This window comes from Ditibartonella choladocola (genome assembly GCF_002007565.1).
GTDB classification, from domain to species: Bacteria; Pseudomonadota; Alphaproteobacteria; order Rhizobiales; family Rhizobiaceae; genus Bartonella; species Bartonella choladocola.
Map to the genome: position 1 here is coordinate 319,598 of NZ_CP015625.1, position 26,843 is coordinate 346,440.

Sequence of the window (26,843 nt, forward strand, 5' to 3'; positions counted from 1 at the left end):
GCCGGAATTCTAAGGTGCCGGAATTTTAAGGTGCCGGAATTCTAAGGTGCCGGAATTTTATGGTGTTTGAAACATGTCGTTATCTCAAACACAGGTTTCGACACTTTTTTCGACACTTTGTTTTGCCGTTAAGCGAATGTGTTCCGGTTTCAAAATCGGTAAGTTACATACTTTCCCATCCGGTCGAGGGCATTTAAAATCGTAAAAGGATGGCGCACCGGAAACGCGAGCAGACAATATTCACAAAGCGCTTTTTCCTGGGTTGGCAACCGATGCTTTTTTCCCGGTTGGGAACCGATGCTTTTTCCCTCGGTTGGCAACCGATGCTTTTTTCGCGGTTGGCAACCGATCTGGCCAGGAGCTGTTTCCGTAACTCAAAAAACAATTTCGTTTTTGTATTTATTGACCGGTTAATTTCAATCGCTTTTATCGGGATTGAAGTGGCCTGAAATTTTTAAAAAAAATAAAAGGAAGCAACAGCGGCTGCTTCCTTTTTTTGATAACCGGTCAATCCGGTTCAACTATTTAAATGCTATTGCTCAGGCTTCTTGTACGTGTGATTCAAGGAACCAAAGGCTCTTGTCAAGTTCACGTGATGCAGCCGTAAAGATATCGGCAGTATCAGCATCACCAGCGTCATCTGCTTCGTCAATGGCTTTGCGCAAATCATTTGCAGCATCGCCGTAACGTTCAATAAGAGCCAAGAGGTGGTCGTGCACCTTGTAAATGTCGGTCGGATAAGCCTTGAGTTTCGATGCTCCTGCTACAGTCTGAACTGTACCAAGCGCTGTTCCACCCAACTGGGCGACACGCTCGGCAATAATGTCAACATGTTCATCAATGGCATCTCTGAAACCGTCCAACATTTCATGGACACCGATAAAATTTGAACCTTTGAGATTCCAGTGAGCCTGCTTGGTAATGAGTGCCAAATCAATCAGCGTTGCCAGATTTTTGTTCAACAATGCGATTGCAGTTGTTTTTGTGTTGGAAGGCATATCATTACGGGTTTTATGTGTTTTTAGCATATCGAATTAATCTCCGCTTGAACTGAATTGCGTAATTATAAAACGCACCAAACGCTAAAAAGTTCCGCTTGGAATTTCTACCATTGTCAAGCTGTCTCAACGGTAGTGCGGTGATGCATATATAGAATACTCCTTATCAATAATAATCCAATACAAAAATTCAAATTATTTTTGTATTATTTTTCATATATCGAACCGTTATGGAATAGATAAGTTTTTTTTATAAAATTATGTACCTATTTTTTGTCATTTTACTTTTTTAAAATTATTATATTTCTAAAAATAAACTCAATGATTGAAAAAACAAATCAACTTTATGTTGCAATTTTAAATATAAATATAAAAATTAAAACAAGTTATTAAATTTTATCGAATATTTTAGAGTAAAAATAAAATGGTAAAATATCCGTGAAAAAGTTTGCCTGTAATACGCCAGCGATTGTCAAGCAACAGGTTAAATATCATGAGACCCGAATTTTAAGGCTGCATCGGTATTTCGTGAAAAAGAAAAGGTGTTTTATCAACGATAATGAATCACATGCGCAATCTCCAAGATATTTTCATAGTTTTTTCAAATGATAATATTTTGCTTAACTTATCGGTTGATACGATGACGTCTGATTGGCGTGATGTAGTCTTTGCCTGACGATCTTTGATAGATTGTCGGTTAAGACTTCAAAATCGACTGATTCCACCCTATCTGTCCTTTTGTTTTCATTAACAATGATCTAATAAACATCGAATGATTATACTCGCCATAGATACAGCTTCTTCGATTTGTGCCGTCGCATTGATGGCAGATGGTTCACTTGTTGCACGGGTAAGTGACAAGATAGGAAAAGGGCATGCCGAAAAATTGATTGACCAGATTATTCTGGCTACGAAAGAAGCCGGACTTGATCTTGATAAGGTTGATCGTATTGCAGTCAATATCGGGCCGGGATCTTTCACAGGTGTGCGTATCGGTGTAGCCACGTCAAGAGGTTTGGCGCTGGCTCTTCAAAAACCGGCAATCGGCGTCAGTTCCCTTGAAGCAATAGCTTATGAAGCCCATCACCAATTTCCTGAAAAGCGCATTATCTCGCTCATTGATGCAGGGCGGGGTATGGTTTACCGGCAGGATTTTGATAAAAATTCAAAATCGCTTTCTCCTGCTAAGGTACAGGAGAAAGAAGATGTGGTTGCTACACTTGACGAAGATGCCATTCTCGCAGGGCCTTTTGCCGAAACAATCGGAAATTTGGCAAAAGTGAATGATAATGCAATTTTTTCTATAGATGCGCCGGATGTTGTGAGTTTTGCAATTCTTTCGCAGTCAAAATTGCCGGAAGGCTCCCCCAAGCCGCTTTATTTGCGCGATGCAGATGCAAAGCCGCAGATGGGATTTTCCTTGCCAAGGAAAGACAAATGAGTGGTTTTTTGTTTTCAAAAACCGAATTCGTTGTTAATCCGATTGCTGTCGACGATAGCGATGTTCTACATGAAATCCATAAAAAATCGTTTTATCACGCTTGGGACGATGCGACTTTTTCCGCGTTTTTAACTGACCCGCGAATCTTCGGTTTTACAGCCGGCCCCATTGGCAAACCCGCAAAAGTTGCGGGTTTCGTTCTTTGCCGGCTTGTTGTTGATGAGGCAGAAATTTTGACAATTGCTGTGCATCCCCGTTTCAGGGCAAAAGGCATAGGACACAAACTTATGGATGCAGTTTTCAGGTATCTTTATCAACAAAGGGCTAAAGAACTTTTTCTCGATGTTGACGAAAATAATCTTGCGGCACTTTCACTATATAAAAGTTTCGGTTTTGGTGAAGTCGGACGCAGGCCCGGCTATTATCAAACCGACAAAGGTCATAGTGATGCCTTGATAATGCGTAGAACCATTCAGCAACAAGCCGGTTAGCAAAAAGCGGATGGGTGAAGAATAGACCGGTAAAGTGCCCATCGGCAAAAAGCCCATGAATAAAAGCTTCCGGATAAAAGCCCGTGGGTAAAAAAACTGACTATAAGCGCCTTGAGAATAACCCCCTTGAATACCCCCCAGAAAATAACCTCTTGAGTGCAAAAACCTTATGTAAAAGACACACGAGTAAAAAGATTGAGATTTACCAGAAAACCGGATAAAAATGCGTTATGAGTGAAGCAAAAGAAAAAAACAGCAATATCCGCAAGGTCTATATCAAAACCTATGGCTGTCAGATGAATGTCTATGACAGCGAGCGCATGGGTGATAGTCTTGACGGCGAAGGCTATGTTGCCACACAGTCTCCCGAAGACGCGGATCTTATATTGCTCAATACCTGTCATATTCGCGAAAAAGCAGCCGAAAAGCTTTATTCGGATCTCGGACGTTTGCGCGTTATGCGCGAAGAGCGTGATCCTTCAAGACCGTTGACAATCGGTGTTACGGGCTGTGTTGCCCAAGCCGAAGGGGACGAGATTTTACGGCGTGCTCCGACAGTCGATCTCGTTGTAGGGCCGCAAACCTATCATCGCTTGCCGGAGCTGTTGCAAAAAGTACGTGAAGGCAAAAAGGTTGTTGAAACAGAATATGCAGTTGAAGACAAATTTGCCCATCTTCCGCATCATAACCGTCAGGCAGTAAGAAAACGCGGTGTCACGGCTTTTCTGACAGTTCAGGAAGGGTGCGATAAATTCTGTACATTCTGTGTAGTGCCCTATACGCGTGGCTCCGAAGTTTCGCGGCCGGTCGAACAGATTGTCGATGAAGCAAAAGAGCTTGTCGATGCGGGCGTAAAAGAAATCACTTTGCTTGGGCAAAACGTCAATGGCTGGCATGGCGTTTCACAAAACGGAAGTCAATGGCGATTGGGTGATCTTCTTTATCGACTTGCCGAGATAGACGGGTTGAAGCGCTTGCGCTATACGACGAGCCATCCGCGCGATATGGATGACAGTCTGATTGATGCTCATGGCAATCTTGAAATGTTGATGCCCTATTTGCATCTTCCTGTGCAATCCGGTTCCGACCGCATCCTCAAAGCCATGAACCGCCAGCATAAGGCTGAAGATTACCTGAAATTGATCGAACGTATTCGTAAAGCACGTCCCGATATTGCCTTTTCGGGAGATTTTATTGTCGGATTTCCGGGCGAAACCGACGAAGATTTTGAGGCGACAATAAAACTGGTTGAAGAAGTCGGTTATAGTTCTGCCTATTCATTCAAATATTCGCCACGTCCGGGGACACCGGGTGCGACGATGAAAGGCCATGTCGAGGAAAAGGTGAAAGATGAACGCCTGCAACGTTTACAGGCACTTATTCTTGACCAGCAACACCGGTTTCTGAAATCGAAAATTGGCAAACGGGTTAATGTGCTTATCGAAAAAGCCGGTCGTCATGATGGACAAATGGTCGGCCGTTCGCCGTGGTTGTTACCTGTTGCCGTTTTGACAAATGCAAAAATCGGCGAAATCATACCCGTCAATATTACAGAAGCTTCTTCTAACAGTCTTCTTGGCAATGCAGCAAATTGAAAACAGCAATTGCATTCATCATGTATAGAAGCATGAAAAGCATGTTTTCTTTTAGCTGGAATTTTATATATTTCTAACAGTGTCGGTTTTTTGAGGAGAAAAGGTTGAACGATTCAACCGGAAAGAAAAAAACGGTAAAAGTCGGAGAAGACGGAAAAATAAAAAAGTCCGGCAAAGACTTACATGTTCCTGTTCCAACCGGACTATCCGATACAGACCATATTGTGCTGGTCTTCGAGGATAACCGGCAGGCAAATGTTGTTTTTGGACAATTCGATGAAAATCTGGCCCGGATCGAGCAAAAATTGGGACTTGATATCCGCGCACAGGGAAATGAAGTATCAATTCGTGGCAATAAACAGGATATCGAGGTTGCCCGTCAGGCTCTGGATCAACTTTATGAACTGGCCAAGAGCGGTATGCAGCCGGGGTTGTCGGATGTGGACGGGGCTATCGCGATTGCCTCGTCGGCGGGTGATACCGGAGGTCACGAATTGGCCGGAAATGGCACGACCAACAAAGTAACGCCCGCCCATATTTCGACCCGCAAGAAAACAATTTACGCTCGCACGCCAACGCAAGACGCTTATATGCGAGCGCTGCAACGAGCCGAACTTGTTTTCGGAGTGGGGCCTGCAGGAACCGGAAAAACCTATCTTGCCGTTGCCTATGCAGCAATGTTGCTCGAACGCGGATTGGTGGAACGCATTATTCTCTCCCGCCCTGCTGTCGAGGCAGGTGAGCGGCTGGGTTTTTTACCCGGTGACATGAAGGAAAAAGTCGACCCCTATTTAAGGCCGCTTTACGATGCACTTTATGACATGATGCCGGCCGAAAAGATCGAGCGTGCAATAGCTGCCGATATAATCGAGATTGCCCCGCTTGCCTTTATGCGTGGACGTACGCTTTCGCATTCCGCAGTTATTCTTGATGAAGCGCAGAATACAACTTCAATGCAGATGAAAATGTTTTTGACACGGCTTGGTGAAGGCTCGCGTATGATCGTTACCGGCGATCCAAGCCAGATTGATTTACCTTTCGGACAAAAATCCGGTTTGACAGAGGCAATGCGCATCCTTGAACCTATTGAAGACATAAAGATCATACATTTCAGTCAAGCCGATGTTGTTCGCCATCCATTGGTAACGGCGATCGTTACGGCTTATGACCGTGATGCGCGAACGAATTTACAAAATCATAGTCAAAAAAATGATAGAATAAAGAATTTATCCAAATGACAGTGCGTTATGATGTAGCGATTAATGCTGAAGGTTGGCAAAACGAAGAGGCTTTGAGACGGATTGTCGATCCTCTCTTACAGGCGACATTGGTTGAACTCGGCTTCGGGAAGATTGAAAGTGAACTTAGTCTTGTCTTCACCGATGATAAGGACATTCGTGCAATAAACGGGCAATGGCGTCATATCGACAAGCCTACCAATGTTTTGTCATTTCCGGCTTTTCCGGTAAAACCGGGTCAACAACCGGGTCCCATTCTGGGCGACATTGTTCTTGCCTTTGAAACCGTCGAGCGCGAGGCACGCGAAGAAAATAAAAGTTTTGACGATCATCTTGGCCATCTTATTGTTCATGGGCTTCTTCACCTGATGGGGTACGATCATCAAACCGATGAAGAGGCTGAACAAATGGAAGGTTTGGAGATAAAAATATTATCGCAGATTGGTATTTCCAACCCTTACAGTGAATAAACAAGGAAGATGAACGTTGCTATTAACGAATCATACAGATATTGGAATAATATATTTCTTGGGTTAATATAAAAAATGAACCGATTTATTTTGAATAAAGAGATTTTTGTTAGGAACCATGACTGATAAAACGGATAATTCAATCGAGGAAGAGTCTTCCCGGTCATCAACAGGACAAAATTCTTCGCGCCAGCAAAACAACGAAAAAAATCGCTATTTGCCAATCTTTTTTCTTTTTTGCGCTCGCGCAATAATTCGACATTGCGTGAAGATCTGACAGATGCTCTTTCTGAAGATGAAGGAGAGGCAAACAGCCTTTTCTCTCCTGAAGAGCGTCTCATGTTGAACAATATCTTGCGGCTCAGGGAAACGCGCGTGGAAGATGTGATGATACCGCGTTCCGAAATAGAAGCGCTCGATATTACAACAACGCTTGCCGAAACATTGATCGAATTTGAAAAATCCGGCCATTCCCGTATGCCGGTCTATTCCGAAAGTCTCGATGATCCGCGCGGTATGCTGCATATTCGGGATGTGTTGAATTATATCACCCATAAAGCTCAAAATGGCGAAAAAGAGGGATGTCTTGATTTTTCCAAAGTGGATTTGTCGCAGCCTGTTGGCAACCTTGATCTGATACGCAGTGTGCTTTTTGTTCCCGGTTCCATGTTGGCAGGGCAACTTTTGACACGTATGCAAGCGACGCGAACCCAGATGGCGCTGATTATAGACGAATATGGTGGAACAGATGGTCTTGCTTCAATGGAAGATATTGTCGAGCTTGTTGTTGGCGATATTGAAGACGAGCATGACGATGTTGATATGTCTATTATCAAAGAGGCTGATAATAAATGGCTTGTTGACGCAAGTGCCGAGCTGGATGAGGTCGAAAAAGCATTGGGGCCGGATTTCAAAGTAGGAGAACATGGTGAGGATGTTGATACAATTGGCGGGTTGATTGTTTCGACATTGGACCGGATACCGGCAAAAGGCGAAGTTGTGGAAGCCGTTCCCGGCTATCAGTTCCGTATTCTGGAAGCCGACAAACGCCGTATCAAACGAATTAGAATTCAACCGTTGAATACGCACCAGAAGCTTGAAGGAGCCAATCTTCCATCTGAATGAATGTTATGATGCCCGTTTTTAACGGTTAAATTTCAGCTATTGACTAACGGGTTGGCGATAATTGCATGTGGTTTTCATGCTCTTCAAGTTGTTTCTATGTTTATCGCTTCAATGTCGATTATGACGAGATAGCGGGGAGGAACGATGCAAATTTTGGCAAAAGCCATTCTTTATATGAGAGGATTGCGCGGGTTCAAGCGGCAGATTCTCGGCTTTGCATCTGGTGGAATAACCGCATTTGCGCTGACGCCATTTTATCTCTTTCCTATTGCTTTTGCTACTTTTCCGGTTCTTGTCTTGCTGCTTGATGTAACAAGCGGTGAAGCGGACAGGAAAACACGTTTTAAAGCTGCTTTTTTGACCTGTTTCAGTTTCGGTTTCGGTTATTTTGTTTTCGGGCTCTGGTGGCTTGCAAGTGCTATGCTTGTAGACCCGCTCAGCTTTGCTTGGGCTATTCCTTTTGCAGTTTTAGGACTTCCCTTTTATTTAGCACTTTATTGGGGGCTGGCGGGTGGATGCGCAATTCTGTTCTGGAAAAAGGGGTTGTCACGTCTGTTCACTTTGGCTTTTGCGCTCGGCATTGCCGAATATTTACGTGCAACTTTGTTGACCGGTTTTCCGTGGAATGCGATCGGTTACACGATTATGCCAACACCGCTTTTTATGCAGTCCGACGCGGTAGTCGGGCTCTATGGCATGAATGCACTGGCGGTGCTTCTTTATACCTTGCCAGCCACTCTCTTCGACAAAAGCGGGCGGAAAATTGCATTGACAATCGGCGTCGGTCTTTTTGCCGCTCATACAGGTTTTGGTGCTATCCGCCTTTATAATGCTCTGCCGGTCGAGAGTTATGACAAAGCAGAGAAATGGGTAAGACTCGTTCAGCCGTCAATAAAGCAGGATGAAAAACTCGATAATGAAGTGCGTTATGCAATGTTTGAAGCGCATATGAAATTGAGTGAAGAGCCGTTTTCAAGCGGAGAACACGAATTGTCTTATATCGTTTGGCCGGAAACGGCTGTGCCGTATATTCTCGATTATGTTCCTGAAGCAAAAACGCGCATTGCATCTATACTGAGCCCGCAACAATGGGCGATTGTCGGCGCGGTTCGCAGCAGCGGTGCTCCCAACGACAAAAACAACAGATATTTCAATACGATTGAGACAATTGACGGGAATGGCAATATCCTTTCCTCTTCGGATAAAGTGCATCTCGTACCGTTCGGTGAATATCTGCCTTTCCAGAGTTTTTTTGACAAAATAGGGCTTCATGCGCTGGCGGTCATGGCGGGGGGGTATAGCAGCAATTCAATACGAAAAACTGTAAAAATGCCTGACGGGTTTGTTTATCTGCCGATGATTTGTTACGAGGTCATTTTTCCCGATGGTATGGGTTACAAAGGCGATAAACCGCAAGCAATTTTAAATGTTACCAATGACGGCTGGTTCGGTAATACACCGGGGCCATATCAGCATTTCGATCAGGCACGATTGCGTGCAGTCGAATTGGGAATTCCGCTTATCCGTGCGGCCAATAACGGAATTTCGGCCGTTGTTGACCCCTACGGGCGAATCGTTCGATCGTTGGAGTTGAATAATATCGGTGTGCTTGATTCACCAATTCCGCCGGCTATTGTTCCGATATGGGGCAAACAACCGAATTTTAATCAAGTTTTTATGCCATTTGTTATTATACTGATATTAAGTTTAATGTTTGGTTTTATAAAAAATGCGCGTTCGATTGACAAGTTCTAACCAATGGGATGTTATGTGAATGGAGAGTGGTTCCAGCGGGGGACCGATACTGCAACCCCTAAATAACAATAAACATCTGCATCGGTTCAAACTTGTGAAGATGGATCAGTTTTGACGCGAGAAAGTTAGATCATGTCCGCACCCAAAAAAATACCCGCCCCTACCGATGTTTATGTGGGAAGCCGCATCAGATTACGGCGCAATATGCTTGGGCTCAGTCAGGAAAAACTGGGGGAGCAACTCGGTATTACGTTCCAACAAATTCAAAAATATGAAAAAGGCACGAACCGCGTTGGAGCAAGCCGTCTTCAGGCGATTTCCGAAATTCTCGACGTTCCGGTATCCTATTTTTTTGAAGAAGCTCCCGGTGCCCGTTCATCCGAGGGTTTTCGCGAGGGTGACAATAATTTCATGGATTTCTGCTCAAGCAATGAAGGTATCCAGCTTTTGCGCGCATTTACCAATATAAAAGACCCGAAAGTTCGCCGTAAAATCATTGATTTGGCCAAAGCCCTTTCAGAAGACGAAACTTTAAATACGCTTTAGGCTGGTTTGTGATAAAAATCGGGGGAGGACAATTTTAATCAAAATTGCCCGTTTCATTATTGTTATTTCTGTGATGGAAGCAATTTGTTCACTCCGTGAAAAATCCGCTTTTATTGTTTTACTTCGTCTCTCACATGCCTGAACGATGTTTGAAAAAGACGTCAAATTTGTATGACCGATAAAGAATATCACATTTATTTCGCGATAGAGACCAAAACAGCATTGACGCAATTCGACAAGCTTGGCAAATAAAGCAACTGTCGTTTTTCTTTTCGGAGTATCCGGAGAGAATGTAAACGTCTTCTTTCTAGAGGGGTTTCCCGTGTCTCATCAAAATTATCTTTTTACCAGTGAATCGGTATCGGAAGGTCATCCCGACAAAGTTTGTGACCGTATTTCAGATGAAATTGTTGATATGATCTATAAGGAAGCAGCCAAATCAGGAGTTGATCCCTGGTCTGTTCGCGTTGCCTGCGAAACCTTGGCTACAACCAATCGTGTTGTTATTGCCGGCGAAGTCCGCGTGCCCGATACGCTTTTGAAAAAAGATAAAAATGGCAAGCTTGTCCACGATAAAAAGGGAAATCCGGTTATCAATCCTTCACGCTTCCGCTCGGCGGCTCGCCGTGCTATCCGCGCTATCGGTTACGAGCAGGAAGGTTTCCATTGGAAAACCGTGAAGATAGATGTTTTGTTACATTCCCAATCGGCGGATATTGCACAAGGTGTCGATAATGCATCCGATCGACAGGGCGAAGAAGGGGCCGGAGATCAGGGAATCATGTTCGGCTATGCTTGCCGTGAAACACCGGACTTGATGCCCGCACCTATTTATTATGCCCATAAAATCCTCGAAACATTGTCAATTGCACGCCATCTTGATGAAGGCGAGGCAAGCAAGCTCGGACCGGATGCAAAAAGTCAGGTGACTGTGCGTTATGAGAACGACAAACCGGTCGAGGTGGTTTCCATTGTTCTTTCGACACAGCATATCGACCCGACATGGGATTCCAAAAAAGTTCGTTCGGTTGTCGAACCCTATATCCGTCAGGCTCTGAGCGATATAAAAATTGCCGATAATTGTAATTGGTACATTAATCCGACAGGTAAATTTGTTATCGGTGGTCCGGATGGAGACGCAGGTCTTACCGGTCGCAAGATCATTGTTGATACTTATGGCGGTGCCGCTCCTCATGGTGGTGGTGCATTCTCCGGTAAAGATACCACAAAGGTCGACCGTTCTGCTGCCTATGCCGCGCGTTACCTTGCCAAAAATGTTGTGGCAGCAGGGCTTGCCGATCGCTGCACAATCCAGCTTTCTTACGCCATCGGTGTGGCTCAGCCCTTGTCTATTTATGTTAATCTCCACGGTACCGGCAAGGTTGATGAAGGTGCAGTCGAGGCAGCTATCCGCAAAGTTATGGATTTGTCGCCTTCGGGGATTCGCAAACATCTTGAGCTTAATAAAGCGATTTATGCCAAAACATCCGCTTATGGACATTTTGGTCGCAAGCCCGGCCGCGATGGTTCGTTCTCATGGGAGCGGACAAATCTCGGTAAAGCGCTGAAAGAGGCGATTAAGGCGTAATGGACGGCCATAAAGAACGGGCAAGTGAAGCTTTTTTTGGACGGCGTCGGGGTAAAGCCTTGCGCGCCGCCCAGATCAAGCGTGAAGAAACATTGCTTCCCCTTCTTAAACTGGATTTGAGCAAGCCTGCCCCTGAACAACTCGCCGAATTGTTTTTCAATGGTGACGCGCCCCATATTGGTGCAGATGTACGTATTGAAATCGGTTTTGGCGGCGGTGAACACCTTGTCCACGAAATGGATAGGTTTCCACAAACGGGCTTTATCGGCGTAGAACCATTTGTTAACGGCATGGCAAAATTGCTCGGCGCTTTGGAAGGCCAGAAGCAGAGATTGCAACACATCCGCCTCTATGATGACGATGCGACCGAATTGCTCGACTGGTTGCCATCATCTTCGATTGCAGGGGTAGATCTGTTCTATCCTGACCCGTGGCCAAAGAAAAAGCATTGGAAACGCCGGTTCGTCAACGAAAAAAATCTCGATCGTTTTGCTCGTGTGTTGAAAAAAGGTGCACCTTTCCGCTTTGCTTCCGATATTGATACTTATGTAAATTGGACGCTTTTCCATTGTGCACACCATCCGGATTTTATCTGGTCCGCATCGACGCCGGACGATTGGAAATTGCCGTTTCAAGAGTGGCCGGGAACGCGCTATGAAGAAAAGGCGATGAAAGCTGGGCGAACACCTGCCTATCTCACATTTGTCAGAAAATAACAGCAATAGAAAAATGATCGGACTGGAATGTTCTTTTCAAGAACTGTTTTCTACATTCAATAAGGTTCTACTTGAAAATAAAATTTAGCGGGTGTATATTGTAGAAAATTCTTGATCGTTTGATGAAGAGTGGGTTTTCCGAACCCGCTCTTTTTGTTACGGGAATGGTTCTGTCGGTATTTGGAAAAGTTGGGTATGAGCGAGAGCGGACAAACAGTTGATTTGGATGAACCGCGTCTTTTCGAGGAAAAAGGCGTTGAAGCGCGAGTGGTTGCAATTGTCGCTCCGGTGCTAAAACCTCTCGGTTACAGGATTGTGCGTGTACGTCTATCCGGACTTAATGGTCTTACTTTGCAAATTATGGCCGAACGTGGCGATGGCACAATGACAATCAAGGACTGTGAAGAAGTCAGCAGTGTCGTGTCTCCCATTCTGGATGTCGAAGATATTATCGAACGCAAATATCATCTGGAAATTTCTTCGCCGGGAATTGATCGTCCATTGGTCAGAAAATCCGATTTTTCGCGTTGGCAAGGCCATATTGCCAAAATTGAAACGTCGATCATGGTGGACGGGCGCAAAAAGTTTCGCGGAACAATCAGCAATGTCGACGAGAACGGTTTTGTTCTGACGACCGATAAAGCTGCCTATGGGGAATCATTGGCGGTTCAGCTTCCGTTTACAGATATTGCAGATGCGCATCTGGTTTTAACCGACGATCTTATTCGTGATGCGCTGGCAAAAGATAAAGCATTGCGTCAACAATCCATTCCCGATGATAACCTCGGGGCAGATGACAATTCTGCCAATGATAATCATCATGATGTGGAAAAAAATAATTCGAGCGGTAAGGACAAACGGAAACGGTCCAAACCGAAATCGGAAAAAAGATAACTTAGTCGATGCCGTAAAGCGGCACAAAAAAGGAGAGAATCAATGGCTGTGAGCGCTAATAGGCTTGAACTTCTGCAAATTGCAGATGCCGTTGCCCGCGAAAAGTCGATTGACCGTGAAATTGTCATTTCTGCAATGGCCGATGCTATCCAGAAAGCTGCCCGGTCACGTTATGGTCAGGAAACCAATATACGTGCAGACATCAATTCCAAAACCGGCGAAATCAAGTTGCAGCGTTTGTTGGAAGTTGTCGACAATGTCGAGGATGACGCAACCCAGATTTCTCTTGAAGATGCAAAAAAACGCAAACCCGATGCAGAAATCGGCGACTTTCTGTCAGATCCCCTGCCTCCGATGGAATTCGGCCGTATTGCTGCCCAGTCGGCCAAGCAGGTTATTGTCCAGAAAGTGCGCGAGGCCGAACGCGATCACCAGTATGAAGAATATAAAGACAAGGTCGGTGAAATTGTTTCTGGCACAGTCAAACGCGTAGAATATGGCAATGTCATTGTCGATCTTGGGCGTGGTGAAGCGATTGTCCGTCGTGATGAACTCATTCCGCGTGAGTCGTTCCGCTATGGCGATCGTATTCGTGCTTATGTCTATGATGTCCGGCGTGAACAACGCGGGCCGCAAATTTTCCTTTCTCGTACCCATCCGCAATTTATGGCGAAACTTTTCACCATGGAAGTGCCGGAAATTTATGACGGTATTATCGAGATCAAGTCGGTTGCCCGCGATCCCGGATCACGTGCGAAGATTGCTGTCGTCTCGCGCGATGGTTCGATTGATCCGGTCGGGGCATGCGTTGGTATGCGTGGTAGCCGTGTTCAGGCTGTTGTCAACGAACTTCAGGGCGAGAAGATCGATATTATTCCGTGGTCACCTGATGCTGCAACATTTATCGTCAATTCATTGCAGCCGGCAGAAGTTGCCAAGGTTGTTCTTGACGAAGACGCAGAACGTATCGAAGTCGTTGTGCCGGATGACCAGCTCAGCCTTGCAATCGGACGGCGCGGGCAAAATGTGCGTCTGGCTTCACAATTGACCGGCTGGGATATCGATATTCTTACGGAACAGGAAGAATCGGAAAACCGCCAGAAAGAATTTGCAAAACGCAGCAAGCTTTTCATGGAAGCTCTGGATGTCGATGAAATGGTCGCTCAGGTTCTTGCTTCCGAAGGTTTTGCTTCAATTGAAGAAATTGCTTATGTCGATCCGGAAGAAATCAGCTCGATTGAAGGTTTTGATGAAGAAACCGCTTCTGAAATCCAGCAGCGCGCCAAAGACTTTATCGATAAACAGGAAGCCGAGCTTGACAAAAAACGTAAAAAACTCGGCGTTTCTGATGAATTGCGTGAGTTGCCGGGCATGACAACCGCTATGATGGTGGCTGTCGGTGAAGACGGTGTCAAAACAATCGAAGATTTTGCCGGTTATGCCGTTGACGATCTTGCCGGTTGGCGCGAGCGCAAGGATGGTGAAACACAGAATTTTGCCGGTGTTTTGACACCATTCGACATCAGTCGTGCAGATGCCGAAGCAATGGTTGTTGCCGCCCGCTTGAAAGCAGGCTGGATGACCGAAGAAGATATTCATAACGAAGATCATCAAGAGGCCGATGAAGAAGCGAAAGCTGAAACACCGGACGAGACAGAAACACCGGCAGAATAGGAAAGACAGGTTGATTGATGAATGACCGTACATGCATCCTGACAAGAAAAAGTGGAGAGGCGCAAGAGCTTATCCGCTTTGTTGCCGGACCGGACGGTCATTTGGTACCCGATATAAAAGCCAATTTGCCGGGGCGGGGGGCATGGATTTCCGCTTCGCGATCGGTGCTTGAAGAAGCAATCAGGCGTAAGGCTTTTACACATAGCCTGAAGGCTGATATTATTGTAGATCAGGGGATTGCCGATCTTGTTGATAAACTTTTGGTCAAAGCAGCGCTCGGCCGTCTTGCTTTGGCACGGAAAGCCGGTGCGGTTGTCACCGGTGCGACAAAAGTAGAGCAGGCAATAAGGGCGGGTGAAGCATGCCTTGTTTTGCATTCAAAGGAAGCCGCTTTTGATGGCAAACGCAAGATTGAACAGGCAATTTACTCGGTCAGGCGACCGGATAGGCAAGATATTCCGGTTGTAACTTTGTTCGATAGTGATGAAATGGGTGTGGCTTTTGGTGATAATCCTGTGGTACATGCTGCATTATTGAATATAAAGCTTGCGCAGGGATTCATTAAAACGGTGCAAAAACTTGTCGCCTACCGCGATGGTAAGCACTAGGCCGGAAAAGAAGACGGTAGAAGCCGTGAAGGAAACGGAATGACGGAAAACAATAACGACAAGAAAACAGCCAAAAAAACGCTGACCTTAAAACGTCCGGGGATTGAAACCAGCACGGTCAAGCAAAATTTCAGTCATGGGCGTACAAAGGCGGTCGTCGTCGAAACGAAGCGGCGTAAAATTACCCGTCCGGACGAAAAGGTTGAAGTCAAACCGGTTGTGACCAAGCCGCGCGTTGCCCCGACTGTAAAACCGCGCACCGAAATGCCCCCGAAAGTTTCCTTGCAGCATCCGCACAGCAATCTTTCCTCGGCTGAAATGGAAGCCCGTATGCGTGCTCTTGAAGAGGCGCGTCTTCAAGCAGAAGAAGAACATAAACGCGAAGAAGAAGAGCATAAGCGCGCCGAAGAAGAAGCAAAACGTCGCCAATTGGAAGAGGCAAAACGCGCCAAAGAACGCGAAGAATTGTTGCGCAAGCAGGCTGAAGCAGATGCAAAAGCCCGCGCAGCCCATGAAGCGGAAAAGGACGAACCACACAAAGCCGACGTTAAAAAGCCGGAAGTCAGGAAGCCCGAGGTTCATAAAGCCAAAGAAAGTCATCGGCCTAAAACAGGTAAACAGGCTGCCAATCGCCCGATTGAACTTGACATTGCGCCCGTTACCAAACAACGCGCAGCCGCTCCTGTCACAAAACGCAATATTGTTGACGATGACGAGGACGAACATCGTTCACGTCGCGGTGGCGGCAATAAATCGGAAGTGCGTGTTCCAAAGGCCGTCAAAGGCGGAGACGAACGTCGCCGAAGCAAGCTCACGCTGAACAGCGCACTTGACGATGAAGGCAATTCGCGTGGCCGCTCAATGGCTGCGATGCGTCGGCGTCAGGAAAAATTCAAACGCTCGCAAATTCAGGAACCGCGTGAAAAGATTTCGCGCGAGGTGACAATTCCTGAAACCATTACCATTCAGGAACTTGCCCAACGTATGACCGAACGCTCTGTCGACGTTATCAAATACTTGATGAAACAAGGGCAGATGTTGAAACCCGGTGATGTGATTGATGCCGACATGGCGCAATTGATTGCCGAAGAATTCGGCCACACGGTAAAACGCGTTGCAGAATCGGATGTTGAAGAAGGTCTCTTCAATGTTCCGGATGATCCGGCAAAGCTGAAACCGCGTCCGCCTGTCGTTACCATTATGGGGCATGTTGACCACGGCAAGACATCGCTTCTTGATGCCATCCGTCATGCCAATGTTGTGGCCGGTGAAGCGGGTGGTATCACCCAGCATATCGGTGCTTATCAGGTCGAACAAAAGGGACAGAAGATCACCTTTATCGATACACCGGGACATGCGGCCTTTACAGCCATGCGCGCCCGCGGTGCGCAGGTGACCGACATTGCGGTTCTGGTGGTTGCAGCCGATGACAGTGTCATGCCGCAAACGATTGAATCCATTCACCATGCAAAAGCCGCCGGTGTGCCGATTATTGTTGCCATCAACAAGATTGATAAACCGGCTGCCGACCCGCAGAAAGTCAGAACAGAACTGCTTCAGCATGAAGTGTTCGTCGAAAGCATGGGTGGTGATACACTGGAAGTCGAGGTTTCGGCAAAAACCGGCAAGAATATCGACAAGCTTCTCGAAGCAATTCTGCTACAGGCTGAAATTCTTGACTTGAAGGCCGATCCCGATCGTACAGCCGAAGGTGTTGTTATTGAAGCACAGCTTGATCGTGGTCGCGGTGCTGTTGCAACGGTTCTCATCCAGAAGGGAACATTGCATCCTTCCGATATTATCGTTGCCGGTAACGAGTGGGGTCGTGTTCGTGCGCTCATCAATGATCGTGGTGCCCATATCAAAGCTGCAACCCCGTCAATGCCGGTAGAAGTGCTCGGCATGCAAGGCACGCCTCAGGCGGGTGACCGTTTTGCAGTCGTCGCCAATGAAGCACAGGCTCGCGAGATTGCCGAATATCGTCAACGTCTGGCTCGTGAAAAAGCGGTTGCACGGCAGGCAGGCTCGCGCGGTTCGCTCGAACAGATGATGAACCGGATGCAGACAAGCGGCATGAAAGAATTTCCGCTGGTCATCAAAGGGGATGTTCAGGGTTCTGTCGAAGCGATTACGTCGGCACTGGAAAAACTCGGCAATGACGAAGTGCGCGCCCATATTGTCCATGCCGCACCCGGTGGTATTACGGAAAGCGATGTATCATTGGCTGCAGCATCGAATGCTGCCATTATCGGCTTCAACGTTCGTGCGAACAGTCAGGCGCGTGACGCAGCCGAAGCCCAAGGCATCGAAATTCGCTATTACAATATCATTTATGATCTTGTTGACGATGTGAAGGCAGCAATGTCGGGCATGTTGACACCGGAACGGCGCGAAACTTTCCTTGGCAATGCAGAGATTATCGAAGTCTTCAACATTTCCAAGGTTGGCAAAGTGGCCGGATGTCGTGTTACCGAAGGCAAGATGGAACGCGGAGAGGGTGTCCGCCTTATTCGCGACCATGTTGTTGTCCATGAAGGCAAGCTCAAGACTTTGAAACGCTTCAAAGACGAAGTTGCAGAAGTTCCTGCCGGTCAGGAATGCGGTATGGCCTTCGAAAATTACGACGATATTCGCGTTGGAGATATTATCGAAGCATTCCGCGTTGAAACAATTAAACGCTCGCTCTAAATGATCTTATGTTTGGCCATATATTAAATGATATGGCCAAACGGAACATCCCGTCGGATGGACAAAAGTCGCGCCGGTTTTCAAGTGGTTGTTGGCCGCTTAATTCGATGCGAATTGATCGTTCGGAAAAATTTCGGGATATTTATCTAAAAAATATACGCCCGAAAAATCAAAGGTATTAGCTATGAAACATGCAGGCCCCTCTCAAAGGCAATTGCGTGTCGGCGAGCAGGTTCGCCACGCCCTTGCTTCCATCTTCCAGCGCGGAGTTATTCTGGATCCTGTGCTTGACGGCGTGGTTCTCAGTGCAACAGAAGTCAAAATGTCACCGGATTTGCGCGTTGCGACCTGCTTTGTTGCACCACTTGCCGATGCTGATGGCGAAGAAGTGGTAAAAGCACTCAATCACCATGCAAGATTTATTCGCGGCGAAGCGGCAAGAGATTTGCGGCAATTGAAATATATGCCGGAGTTCCGCTTCAAACCGGATACCAGTTTTGACAATTTTGCAAAGATCGACGCTCTGTTGCATTCGCCAGAGGTAGCGCGGGATCTTCATCACGATGACGAGGAAAAGGAATAGAATTTTATGGCGCGTCAGCGGAAGAAAAAAGGCCGTCCGGTTTCGGGGTGGGTAATTCTTGATAAGCCGAAAGGCATGGGGTCGACCGAGGCTGTCTCGAAAATCAAATGGCTGTTTCAAGCCGAAAAAGCCGGGCATGCCGGTACACTCGACCCGCTTGCGTCGGGTATGTTGCCGATTGCTCTGGGCGAAGCCACGAAAACTGTTCCCTATGTTGTTGACGGTACAAAGGTTTATCGTTTTACCGTTTCCTGGGGCGAAGAACACAATACCGATGATATGGAAGGTGAAGTCACAAAAACATCTACCAAGCGGCCAAACAAAGAAGAAATATTGGCGATATTGCCCAATTACACAGGCACAATTCTTCAAACCCCGCCGCAATTTTCCGCTATCAAGATTGATGGAAATCGCGCTTATGATCTGGCACGAGAAGGTGAAAAAATAGATATTCCACCGCGTGAAGTCGAAATTGACAGTCTTGAGCTTATCGAGATGACGCCGGAAGGGCATTCGGTCTTCGAGGTGGAGTGCGGTAAAGGAACTTATGTGCGCGCTCTCGCTCGCGATATGGGGAGAGAACTCGGATGTTATGGCTATATTGCCGATTTGCGTCGCATTGAAGTTTCACCTTTTGTAGAAGACGATTTTGTGAGCCTCGAAGAGCTGGAAGCTGTTGCACCCGAAAGAGGCGAGGCTGACGCCAATGGCATTTTTCCGCCGCGTGATTTTTCCGCTCTTGACGAACTTCTGATCGAAACCGGTGCGGCACTTGAATTTCTGCCGCAATATCCGTTAAGCGACGAGCAGGCCTACCGTGTGCGAATGGGGAATCCTGTTTTGTTACGCGGGCGTGATGCACCTGTTGACGAGGATGAGGTTTGTGTGACTCAAAAAGGCAAATTGCTTGCGATCGGTATGATTGAAAAAGGCCAGTTCAAACCAAAGCGTGTCTTCACGGTTAGCTGATATTCGGCGGGCAAAAAGCTTGTCTATCGAGAATATTCGGGACGGGATCGTGTGTTACTCAAGACAAAAAGCTTGAGGTAAAAGAACAGAGTTCAGCATTTTTTAGGTTCTGCGCCGGTTGTTGTACTGACATCAGCGATCCGGATATTCGCCTGCCAAAGGTCATGTTCATAAAATGATTGCGATTAGCCAATATAGTTATCAAATAAATAAAAACCTTCACGGGAAAGTATCGGCTTTATTTTCCTGAAAGCGAGTATTTCTCTCACATCTTTCATAATTGGCAAACAGTGTTTATTGTTGTTTGGAAGCGGGGAACTAAATTCTATTTTGTATAGATTCAATTTTAGTTGTTACTTTATTTCTTTTCGTAATATTAAAAATAATATATTATATATTTAATGAAAAATAAACTATCGAAACTTTAAATCTTTATAAAATTATTGATTAATTAACGGATATTTCTGGAAAAATATAGATATTTATATTGTTTATATGATATATTTTCTTGAAAATTTTTAATTTGTGCAAGAAAAGCTCTTCATAAGAGATATAGTCTTGATAAAATAACATTGACCGCAGGTTTTTTCACTTCCGGCTTTTATGTTTTAATGGAGATTATGGGCCGAATGTTTAACCTGTATCTGGTCGGCACCCGGTACAGTATGGCGTTCAATCATCCTGTGCACTCTCAAGCCATCGGGAATCTGGCTTAATTGGCGCAGTTTTTCCGTTACATCGGCATCGGCCTTTGTGCGGCGGCGATTGTGTCTTAGATAATCCACCCAGGTTGGCATATGATAGGTTTCAATCCACCGATTGGGGTGTTCGAGATCACGTAACAAGGTCCATTGTCTCGCCCCGTCACGCAATCTGATACGCCGCCTTAGCGACATTGTTTTGAGAAATTCTGCAAGATCTTCGTCTTTAATCTCGTAATCGATCATTATCATGATCGGGCCACTTCTTGCCTGAAGGTCAAGATGCAGTTCGGGTTCGCGGAATTGATCGAGCGGATCAAGATTGAGACCCGGTATTTCAAAGATTGTGAATTTGAACCCCATCAATGCGCCGATGACAAGAAATATTACACAGATATATAAAGCAACGACAGGCGAATAACTGTCGGCGAGGCTTCCCCATAGCCAGCTTCCGACCGCCATCCCCCCGAAAGAGGATGTTTGATAAAGTGCCAGAGCGCGTGAGACAACCCAGCGCGGCGTTGACAATTGCACCGAAACATTAAAGAGCGAGAGTGCCAGAACCCAGCACATACCTGCGGGGAAAAGAACAATATGGGCAATGATTGCCGAATTGCTCAAAGCAAGTAACAGACATGACAATGCGTAACCGATGAAAGAACCGGCAACAATAGCTTCCGAGGAAAAACGTTTTCTTATCTGCGAATTGATAATGCCGGCAGCTATAGCTCCTATGCCGAAAGAACCGAGTAATGTGCCGTAAATGAGAGCACCGCCGTCGAGTTTGTCATGCGCAATAACGGGCAGAAGTGCAAGAACCGAAATCGCACCCAATCCGAACATGAATGCGCGGGTCATAATGTTTAAAAGATGCGGTGACATCAAGACATAGCGCAAACCGTCCGACATTGCCTCGACAAGCCGTTCGCGTGGCAAACCATTATTGACATAGTCCGGTTTCCAGAAAAACAATGCACCGAGAAGCGGAATATAGCTGAATGCATTGAAAACAAATGCGGCTGCACCACCGAATGCGGCAACAATAGCCCCGCCGGTTGCAGGGCCGACACTGCGCATCAGATTGAAACCGACACTGTTCAATGTAACGGCAGCCGAAATATCCTCGCGCGGAACAATGTCACCGACAGTCGCTTGCCAGGGAGGATTATAAAGTGCCGAACCACAGCCGATCAGAAAGGTGAAAGCAAGCAACAGCCACGGGGTTAATAGACCGAGATAGGTGAGAACCGCAAGGAGAACCGAAACGGCCATCATCATCAATTGGGCGGTAATCATAATCTGGCGACGATTGAAATTATCGGCGAGTGCACCGGCCAACAGTGAAAAAATGACAACCGGTAAAGTGTTCGCCCCCTGAACAAGCCCTACCATTGAATGGGACGTGCTGATTAATGTCATGAGCCAGCCGGCACCGACTGTCTGGATGAGGCCACCCAGATTGGATACAAGCGTTGCCGCCCACAGGCTTCTGAACGCGTGACTTTTGAATGGTGCAAATGCTGAGCTTTTTTGTTGCATCGGTTCCCGTTATATGAATTTATTTGATTCAATCTAGGCGAGACCTATGAAAGCCGCAAGTCTCGATGCCAGGACTTGTTTATTTCGGGGTAAAAATCCACACACCTATTTTTGATAATATTGTCCGATTACAATTTTAAAAAAGAAAAAGATTGGATTGTCTTTTAATGTCACTTTGAAAGTTGATATTTTGAAATATATCGTCAGGTTAAGTTTTAAATTGCGAAAAATATATAAATTACAACCGGATTTATAAAGAACATTGTTATCGCCTTTAATCATTGGCTTGAATGACGTCTGTTTTTTAAAGGCGTTGAAAGAACGCTGAAGGAAAATTGGTCGAAAACCTTGGCAAATGATCGGCAGGGCTAGTAATGGCTGCGCATTTCCTATATATGAACCTGTCGTGCAGATGTTTTTGCATTTGCCGATTCATAGACCCTAGCTGGACGACATCCCGGCCGGGGCGTCTTCAATGTCCCATTTTTTTGAAAGGATGATACGATGTCGATTACTGCTGAACGTAAACAGGCTCTCATCAATGAATATGCAACCAAAGCAGGCGATACAGGTTCGCCGGAAGTACAGGTTGCTATTTTGTCAGAACGTATTGCCAATTTGACCGAGCATTTCAAATCCCACAAAAAGGATAACCATTCCCGTCGTGGCCTTTTGAAACTTGTTTCCCAACGTCGTCGTCTTCTCGATTACCTGAACGGTGTCGATGAAAAACGTTACCAGTCGTTGATTTCCAAGCTCGGCTTGCGTCGCTAAAACAATCAGGGCGGGAAATCACAAGGTTTCCCGCCTTTCAATTTCTACAACTTGAAAAAGTCGCAGAAATCGAGGAACCGTCATGGGGCAGGATTGCCAGCCGCACAGGAAAACAATCGTGTGCGTCTCGTTGTCTTGCCCATGACATGACAAAAGAACTAGGCCGTTTAAAGGGGAATATGCCTTTGACGGTTAATCAAGGACAAGAAATGTTTTTTAACACTCATAAAGTAGAGATTGACTGGGCAGGCCGCCCGCTAACTCTTGAAACAGGAAAAATTGCACGTCAGGCTGACGGTGCAGTTATGGCAACTTATGGCGAAACAATTGTTCTCGCCACCGTGGTTTCCGAAAAAGAACCCAAGCCCGGACAGGATTTTTTCCCGCTCACAGTCAATTATCAGGAAAAAACTTACGCAGCCGGTAAAATACCGGGTGGTTATTTCAAGCGTGAAGGCCGTCCGAGCGAAGGTGAAACATTGATTTCGCGTTTGATCGACCGTCCGATCCGCCCGCTTTTTGCTGAAGGCTACAAAAACGAAACACAGGTTATTATCACTGTTTTGCAGCATGACCTTGAAAACAATCCCGACATTTTGTCGATGATTGCCGCTTCTGCTGCTTTGACACTTTCGGGTGTTCCGTTCATGGGGCCGATTGGTGGCGCACGTGTCGGCTATATCAACGGCAAATATGTGTTGAACCCGAATATTGATGAAATGCCGGAATCAAAGCTTGATCTCGTCGTTGCCGGCACATCCGACGCGGTTTTGATGGTTGAATCGGAAGCGCAGGAACTGAGTGAAGATGTGATGCTCGGTGCTGTTGTTTTCGGTCATAACGGCTTCAAGCCGGTTATTGACGCGATTATCAAACTCGCTGAAGTTGCTGCCAAGGAACCGCGCGAATTTGCTCCCGAAGATTTGAGCGCTTTGGAAAAGAAAATGCTCAAATTTGCCGAAAAAGATCTGCGTAAAGCCTATCAGATTACCGACAAGCAAGAGCGTTATGCCGCTGTTGATGCAGTCAAAGCCAAGGTCGACGCAAAGTTCATGCCTGAAGGTGAAGACGAGCCGGAATATAATGCAGAAGAAATAGCGACAGTCTTCAAGCATTTGCAGGCAAAGATTGTTCGTTGGAACATTCTCGATACAGGCAGCCGCATTGACGGTCGCGATTTGAAAACAGTCCGCCCGATCTATACGGAAGTCGGCATTTTGCCACGCACGCACGGTTCGGCATTGTTTACCCGTGGTGAAACACAGGCCGTTGTTGTTGCAACTTTGGGAACAGGTGAAGACGAGCAATATATTGATTCGCTCACAGGAATGTACAAGGAAACATTCCTTCTCCATTATAACTTCCCGCCATTTTCGGTTGGTGAAACCGGCCGCATCGGCTCACCGGGGCGCCGTGAAATCGGTCATGGAAAGCTCGCATGGCGTGCAATCCATCCGATGCTTCCCTCGCAGGAAAGTTTCCCTTATACAATCCGCGCTGTTTCGGAAATTACCGAATCCAACGGGTCGTCATCCATGGCCACTGTTTGTGGTACATCTCTGGCATTGATGGATGCCGGTGTTCCGTTGCAGCATCCTGTTGCCGGTATTGCTATGGGGCTTATCAAGGAAGGCGAACGTTACGCCATCCTTTCCGATATTCTCGGTGATGAAGATCATCTTGGCGATATGGATTTCAAGGTTGCCGGTACAGAAAATGGTGTCACTGCTTTGCAGATGGACATTAAAATCAACGGCATTACCGAAGACATTATGAAAGTGGCACTCGGACAGGCCAAAGAAGGCCGCATCCATATTCTGGGTGAAATGGCAAAAGCTTTGACCGGCGCACGTTCCGAATTGGGTGAATATGCTCCACGTATCGAGATGATGAATATTCCTGTCGATAAAATCCGCGATGTTATCGGTTCCGGCGGCAAGGTTATCCGCGAGATTACCGAGCAAACCGGTGCCAAGATCAATATCGAGGATGATGGCACAATCAAGATTGCATCTTCCGATGCCAAAACAATCGAAGCTGCAAAACGCTGGATTCACTCCATCGTCGACGAGCCGGAAGTTGGGCAGATCTATCAGGGTACTGTTGTGAAGACAGCCGATTTTGGCGCTTTCGTCAATTTCTTCGGTCCCCGTGACGGTCTGGTTCACATTTCCCAATTGGCTCCCGAACGCGTCAACAAGACGACAGATGTCGTCAAGGAAGGCCAGAAAGTTTGGGTCAAACTTATGGGATTTGATGAACGTGGCAAAGTCCGCCTGTCGATGAAGGTTGTCGATCAGGAAACAGGGCAGGAAATTCCGCGCGAAGAAGCTCCGAAGTCTGAAGAATCCGACCATGCCGAAAAACATGGAAAGCATGAAAAGGCTGAAAAGCACCACGAAGACAATGGTGAAAAGGGCGAAAAGGGTGAGAGGGATGAAAAATCCGATAAGCCTGAAAAGAAACATCGTCGCAAAAAGAATGCTGATAAAGACAAAGAATAGTCTTTGAAACAACATTGAATGGAAAAAGCCGCTCTTCATGAGCGGCTTTTTTTTGGAGATGAAATCAAAGGCAGATCAAGGCAGATCAAGGCAGATCAAAGGGAATCGAAGGAAATCAAAGAAAATCAAAGGGAATCGAAGGAAATCAAACGGGATTTGGTTTTCTTTGGATAACGAGGTTGGAATAAAAGCAATCTACCGGAAAGTCCGGTTATTTTTTTAAGAATGGTTCGTTCAAAAGCGTTCATTGCATAAAGTGGGTTCTTGGATCCGACATATTGTCAAAAATTCCGGACAGAAAACAAATATCTATTGCCGCAAATCTTTGCGGGTAGATCATTGTTCCGGTTTTTGTTTTCAATTTTAAAATTGCGCCTTCTTCAGCATAACGATAAAGGAACAAAGATGCGGGCTTGTTAAAAAGCCGGTTTAAAAAAGCGAGTTCAAAATGTCGGTTTTTCTGCCTTTTAACCAGAATGTTATAGAACATCCACATCCGGAAAGTTTGTGGTGCGCATTCGGTTTGACAGAAAAACCGGAAAACGATTGGGTCAAATCACTCGAAATTATTCAACCTTGGCGGGCGGATTTTTTAACGTTTCAACAGTCGGGCTTTAAATGCTTGCCCGAATTACCCGATGAAACAAAAAAGTTTTCGGGTGGTCTCCTTGAGCTTAACAAGCATAAAAAACTCAACCAGAACCGGTTTCTCGCCCTTTTGCGTGTGGTGAAAGCCGGTGGCACAATTATTGTCAGTGGCGATAAATTGTCTGGTGCCCAATCCTTTTTGAAATGGGTCAATTCTATTGTTCCGGTTTTGGGGAAGCTCTCGAAAGCACATGGCATTGTTTTCTGGTTGACAGTACCGGAGGATATTCAGGAAAAAGAGCTGGAAACGCTTCAACAGCTTCCGCAAAGTTTTGAAAATGCCTTCACAACACAGGCAGGCATGTTTTCAAACGGGCGTATTGACCAAGGGTCAAACATGTTGGTCAAACATATGGAAAGAGTTGTGTTTGGTAAAACGGCCGATTTCGGTTCAGGCTGGGGCTATCTTTCCTATGAAGCGATCAAACAGGCAAAAAAGCTTACCGAGCTTGATCTTTATGAGGCCGATTATAATTCACTGGAGGCGGCGAAAACACATATAGGCAGCCTTCATGCTTCACTTCCGGTCGATTATTTATGGCAGGATATTACAAGCGAGCCGATAAATCGGATTTATGATACAATCCTGTCAAACCCGCCATTTCACGACGGGCGTGCGGCAGATGTCTCATTGGGACAAAAATTCATAAGTGTTGCAGCGCAAAGATTGAAACCCGGTGGTTGCTTTCTCATGGTGGCCAATCGGCAATTGCCCTATGAAACGACTTTGCAAAAATGTTTCCGGAAAGTACTGCTTCTTGAAGAGCAGAACGGCTTCAAAGTGATTGAAGCGCGCAAATGACGTTTATCAAAAGGCTATAAAGAGGCGGGTAAAGACAACACAAACGTGTTTGAATGTTTTGAAGACTATTCCGACTGATAATTGAGTGACCACAAGGAAAAAGATTATTTAATCTGTCATACGACGAAATGGCCAATAGAAACGCGTATCAAAAAACGTGAATTTGCCATCATTAACGTACCATCATTGACAGATTTGAAAACGAAGCCAAAGGACATTTGCTTTTTTCGGGAGCAAATCAATAGGATAGGCAATCGTGTTCTGCCGGATTTGTTTCCAAAACTATACTTTTATAAGCAGGTGAACGGTCTTGATGGAAAAGGCAGCAATCAATGCCGCTATATACGATGACAGGAGTGGCTCACCACAGTGGTGCGACAGCTTGCCTGTTCTGCTGAATTATTCTTGTCGAGTGAGGGGATTGAGCGGAACGGAAGCCTGATAAATGACTGAAGCCGCATGAATTGGGCAACAGTGCCAAAAGGAAATGCAGACA

General features: G+C 46.0%; 17 protein-coding genes and 4 pseudogenes. 19 read left to right on the forward strand and 2 right to left on the reverse strand.

Annotation, left to right across the window (positions count from 1 at the left end; all coding sequences use genetic code 11):
- Nucleotides 1-539: 539 nt before the first annotated feature.
- Complete coding sequence (gene dps, locus BBC0122_RS01450) at nucleotides 540-1,028, reverse strand: DNA starvation/stationary phase protection protein Dps (protein ID WP_077990620.1); 489 nt, start codon at nucleotides 1,026-1,028, stop codon at nucleotides 540-542.
- Nucleotides 1,029-1,770: 742 nt separating this feature from the next.
- Between dps and tsaB the strand changes: the two genes are divergently transcribed.
- The 16 genes and pseudogenes from tsaB (at nucleotide 1,771) to truB (ending at nucleotide 19,379) form a co-directional block, all read left to right on the forward strand.
- A complete protein-coding gene (tsaB, locus tag BBC0122_RS01455) occupies nucleotides 1,771-2,439 on the forward strand; it encodes a tRNA (adenosine(37)-N6)-threonylcarbamoyltransferase complex dimerization subunit type 1 TsaB (protein WP_077990623.1) in 669 nt (222 codons plus the stop codon).
- Nucleotides 2,436-2,930 (forward strand): ribosomal protein S18-alanine N-acetyltransferase, encoded by a 495-nt coding sequence (gene rimI, locus BBC0122_RS01460; protein WP_077990626.1) that lies wholly within the window; start codon nucleotides 2,436-2,438, stop codon nucleotides 2,928-2,930. Before tsaB ends, rimI begins: the two co-directional genes overlap by 4 nt.
- Before the next feature lie 230 nt (nucleotides 2,931-3,160).
- A complete protein-coding gene (miaB, locus tag BBC0122_RS01465; protein WP_077990628.1) occupies nucleotides 3,161-4,525 on the forward strand; it encodes a tRNA (N6-isopentenyl adenosine(37)-C2)-methylthiotransferase MiaB in 1,365 nt (454 codons plus the stop codon).
- Nucleotides 4,526-4,683: 158 nt separating this feature from the next.
- Nucleotides 4,684-5,763: a PhoH family protein gene (locus BBC0122_RS01470; RefSeq protein WP_077994400.1), complete on the forward strand. Its 1,080-nt coding sequence runs from the start codon at nucleotides 4,684-4,686 to the stop codon at nucleotides 5,761-5,763.
- On the forward strand, nucleotides 5,760-6,233 hold the full coding sequence (gene ybeY, locus BBC0122_RS01475; RefSeq protein ID WP_077990631.1) for an rRNA maturation RNase YbeY: 474 nt from the start codon (nucleotides 5,760-5,762) through the stop codon (nucleotides 6,231-6,233). The genes BBC0122_RS01470 and ybeY overlap by 4 nt, the downstream gene beginning before the upstream one ends.
- A gap of 118 nt (nucleotides 6,234-6,351) precedes the next feature.
- Nucleotides 6,352-7,358, forward strand: a pseudogene (locus BBC0122_RS01480) (hemolysin family protein).
- Between the two features lie 144 nt (nucleotides 7,359-7,502).
- Nucleotides 7,503-9,113 carry an apolipoprotein N-acyltransferase gene (gene lnt, locus BBC0122_RS01485; RefSeq protein WP_077990634.1) on the forward strand — a complete coding sequence of 537 codons (1,611 nt, stop codon included), beginning with the start codon at nucleotides 7,503-7,505 and terminating at the stop codon, nucleotides 9,111-9,113.
- 132 nt (nucleotides 9,114-9,245) lie between these two features.
- Nucleotides 9,246-9,659 carry a helix-turn-helix domain-containing protein gene (locus BBC0122_RS01490; protein WP_077990636.1) on the forward strand — a complete coding sequence of 138 codons (414 nt, stop codon included), beginning with the start codon at nucleotides 9,246-9,248 and terminating at the stop codon, nucleotides 9,657-9,659.
- 322 nt (nucleotides 9,660-9,981) lie between these two features.
- Nucleotides 9,982-11,247 carry a methionine adenosyltransferase gene (gene metK, locus BBC0122_RS01495; protein WP_077990637.1) on the forward strand — a complete coding sequence of 422 codons (1,266 nt, stop codon included), beginning with the start codon at nucleotides 9,982-9,984 and terminating at the stop codon, nucleotides 11,245-11,247.
- Complete coding sequence (gene trmB, locus BBC0122_RS01500) at nucleotides 11,247-11,963, forward strand: tRNA (guanine(46)-N(7))-methyltransferase TrmB (protein ID WP_077990639.1); 717 nt, start codon at nucleotides 11,247-11,249, stop codon at nucleotides 11,961-11,963. The genes metK and trmB overlap by 1 nt, the downstream gene beginning before the upstream one ends.
- Nucleotides 11,964-12,158: 195 nt before the next feature.
- Nucleotides 12,159-12,782, forward strand: a pseudogene (gene rimP, locus BBC0122_RS01505) (ribosome maturation factor RimP); the annotation flags it as partial.
- 117 nt (nucleotides 12,783-12,899) lie between these two features.
- Complete coding sequence (gene nusA / locus BBC0122_RS01510) at nucleotides 12,900-14,531, forward strand: transcription termination factor NusA (RefSeq protein ID WP_077990643.1); 1,632 nt, start codon at nucleotides 12,900-12,902, stop codon at nucleotides 14,529-14,531.
- Between the two features lie 17 nt (nucleotides 14,532-14,548).
- Nucleotides 14,549-15,182 (forward strand): annotated as a pseudogene (locus BBC0122_RS01515) (RNA-binding protein).
- Nucleotides 15,179-17,827 carry a translation initiation factor IF-2 gene (infB, locus tag BBC0122_RS01520; protein ID WP_077990644.1) on the forward strand — a complete coding sequence of 883 codons (2,649 nt, stop codon included), beginning with the start codon at nucleotides 15,179-15,181 and terminating at the stop codon, nucleotides 17,825-17,827. The pseudogene BBC0122_RS01515 and the gene infB overlap by 4 nt, the downstream one beginning before the upstream one ends.
- Nucleotides 17,828-18,011: 184 nt before the next feature.
- A complete protein-coding gene (gene rbfA, locus BBC0122_RS01525; RefSeq protein ID WP_077990645.1) occupies nucleotides 18,012-18,410 on the forward strand; it encodes a 30S ribosome-binding factor RbfA in 399 nt (132 codons plus the stop codon).
- 6 nt (nucleotides 18,411-18,416) lie between these two features.
- Entirely contained in the window at nucleotides 18,417-19,379 is a 963-nt protein-coding gene (gene truB, locus BBC0122_RS01530) for a tRNA pseudouridine(55) synthase TruB (protein WP_077990647.1), read from the forward strand.
- Nucleotides 19,380-19,987: 608 nt separating this feature from the next.
- On the opposite strand, the gene BBC0122_RS01535 is transcribed toward truB, so the two are convergent.
- Nucleotides 19,988-21,619: an MFS transporter gene (locus BBC0122_RS01535; RefSeq protein ID WP_077990648.1), complete on the reverse strand. Its 1,632-nt coding sequence runs from the start codon at nucleotides 21,617-21,619 to the stop codon at nucleotides 19,988-19,990.
- 504 nt (nucleotides 21,620-22,123) lie between these two features.
- Between BBC0122_RS01535 and rpsO the strand changes: the two genes are divergently transcribed.
- From rpsO to BBC0122_RS01555, 3 genes and pseudogenes are all read left to right on the forward strand, one after another.
- Entirely contained in the window at nucleotides 22,124-22,393 is a 270-nt protein-coding gene (gene rpsO / locus BBC0122_RS01540) for a 30S ribosomal protein S15 (protein ID WP_077990649.1), read from the forward strand.
- A 209-nt stretch (nucleotides 22,394-22,602) separates the two neighbouring features.
- Nucleotides 22,603-24,738, forward strand: a pseudogene (gene pnp / locus BBC0122_RS01545) (polyribonucleotide nucleotidyltransferase); the annotation flags it as partial.
- A 607-nt stretch (nucleotides 24,739-25,345) separates the two neighbouring features.
- The gene (locus BBC0122_RS01555; protein ID WP_077990651.1) at nucleotides 25,346-26,347 is read left to right on the forward strand and encodes a class I SAM-dependent methyltransferase; all 1,002 of its coding nucleotides are present in this window, start codon (nucleotides 25,346-25,348) and stop codon (nucleotides 26,345-26,347) included.
- The last annotated feature ends 496 nt before the right edge of the window (nucleotides 26,348-26,843 follow it).

What these genes read in the sequence shown, in the direction of transcription:
- BBC0122_RS01555 (WP_077990651.1), top strand. Translation starts at nt 25,346, where the DNA reads ATGTCGGTTTTTCTGCCTTTTAACCAGAATGTTATAGAACATCCACAT.
- infB (WP_077990644.1), top strand. Translation starts at nt 15,179, where the DNA reads ATGACGGAAAACAATAACGACAAGAAAACAGCCAAAAAAACGCTGACC.
- rpsO (WP_077990649.1), top strand. Translation starts at nt 22,124, where the DNA reads ATGTCGATTACTGCTGAACGTAAACAGGCTCTCATCAATGAATATGCA.
- trmB (WP_077990639.1), top strand. Translation starts at nt 11,247, where the DNA reads ATGGACGGCCATAAAGAACGGGCAAGTGAAGCTTTTTTTGGACGGCGT.
- rimI (WP_077990626.1), top strand. Translation starts at nt 2,436, where the DNA reads ATGAGTGGTTTTTTGTTTTCAAAAACCGAATTCGTTGTTAATCCGATT.
- miaB (WP_077990628.1), top strand. Translation starts at nt 3,161, where the DNA reads ATGAGTGAAGCAAAAGAAAAAAACAGCAATATCCGCAAGGTCTATATC.
- lnt (WP_077990634.1), top strand. Translation starts at nt 7,503, where the DNA reads ATGCAAATTTTGGCAAAAGCCATTCTTTATATGAGAGGATTGCGCGGG.
- truB (WP_077990647.1), top strand. Translation starts at nt 18,417, where the DNA reads ATGGCGCGTCAGCGGAAGAAAAAAGGCCGTCCGGTTTCGGGGTGGGTA.
- BBC0122_RS01490 (WP_077990636.1), top strand. Translation starts at nt 9,246, where the DNA reads ATGTCCGCACCCAAAAAAATACCCGCCCCTACCGATGTTTATGTGGGA.
- nusA (WP_077990643.1), top strand. Translation starts at nt 12,900, where the DNA reads ATGGCTGTGAGCGCTAATAGGCTTGAACTTCTGCAAATTGCAGATGCC.
- ybeY (WP_077990631.1), top strand. Translation starts at nt 5,760, where the DNA reads ATGACAGTGCGTTATGATGTAGCGATTAATGCTGAAGGTTGGCAAAAC.
- rbfA (WP_077990645.1), top strand. Translation starts at nt 18,012, where the DNA reads ATGAAACATGCAGGCCCCTCTCAAAGGCAATTGCGTGTCGGCGAGCAG.
- BBC0122_RS01535 (WP_077990648.1), bottom strand. Translation starts at nt 21,619, where the DNA reads ATGCAACAAAAAAGCTCAGCATTTGCACCATTCAAAAGTCACGCGTTC.
- dps (WP_077990620.1), bottom strand. Translation starts at nt 1,028, where the DNA reads ATGCTAAAAACACATAAAACCCGTAATGATATGCCTTCCAACACAAAA.
- tsaB (WP_077990623.1), top strand. Translation starts at nt 1,771, where the DNA reads ATGATTATACTCGCCATAGATACAGCTTCTTCGATTTGTGCCGTCGCA.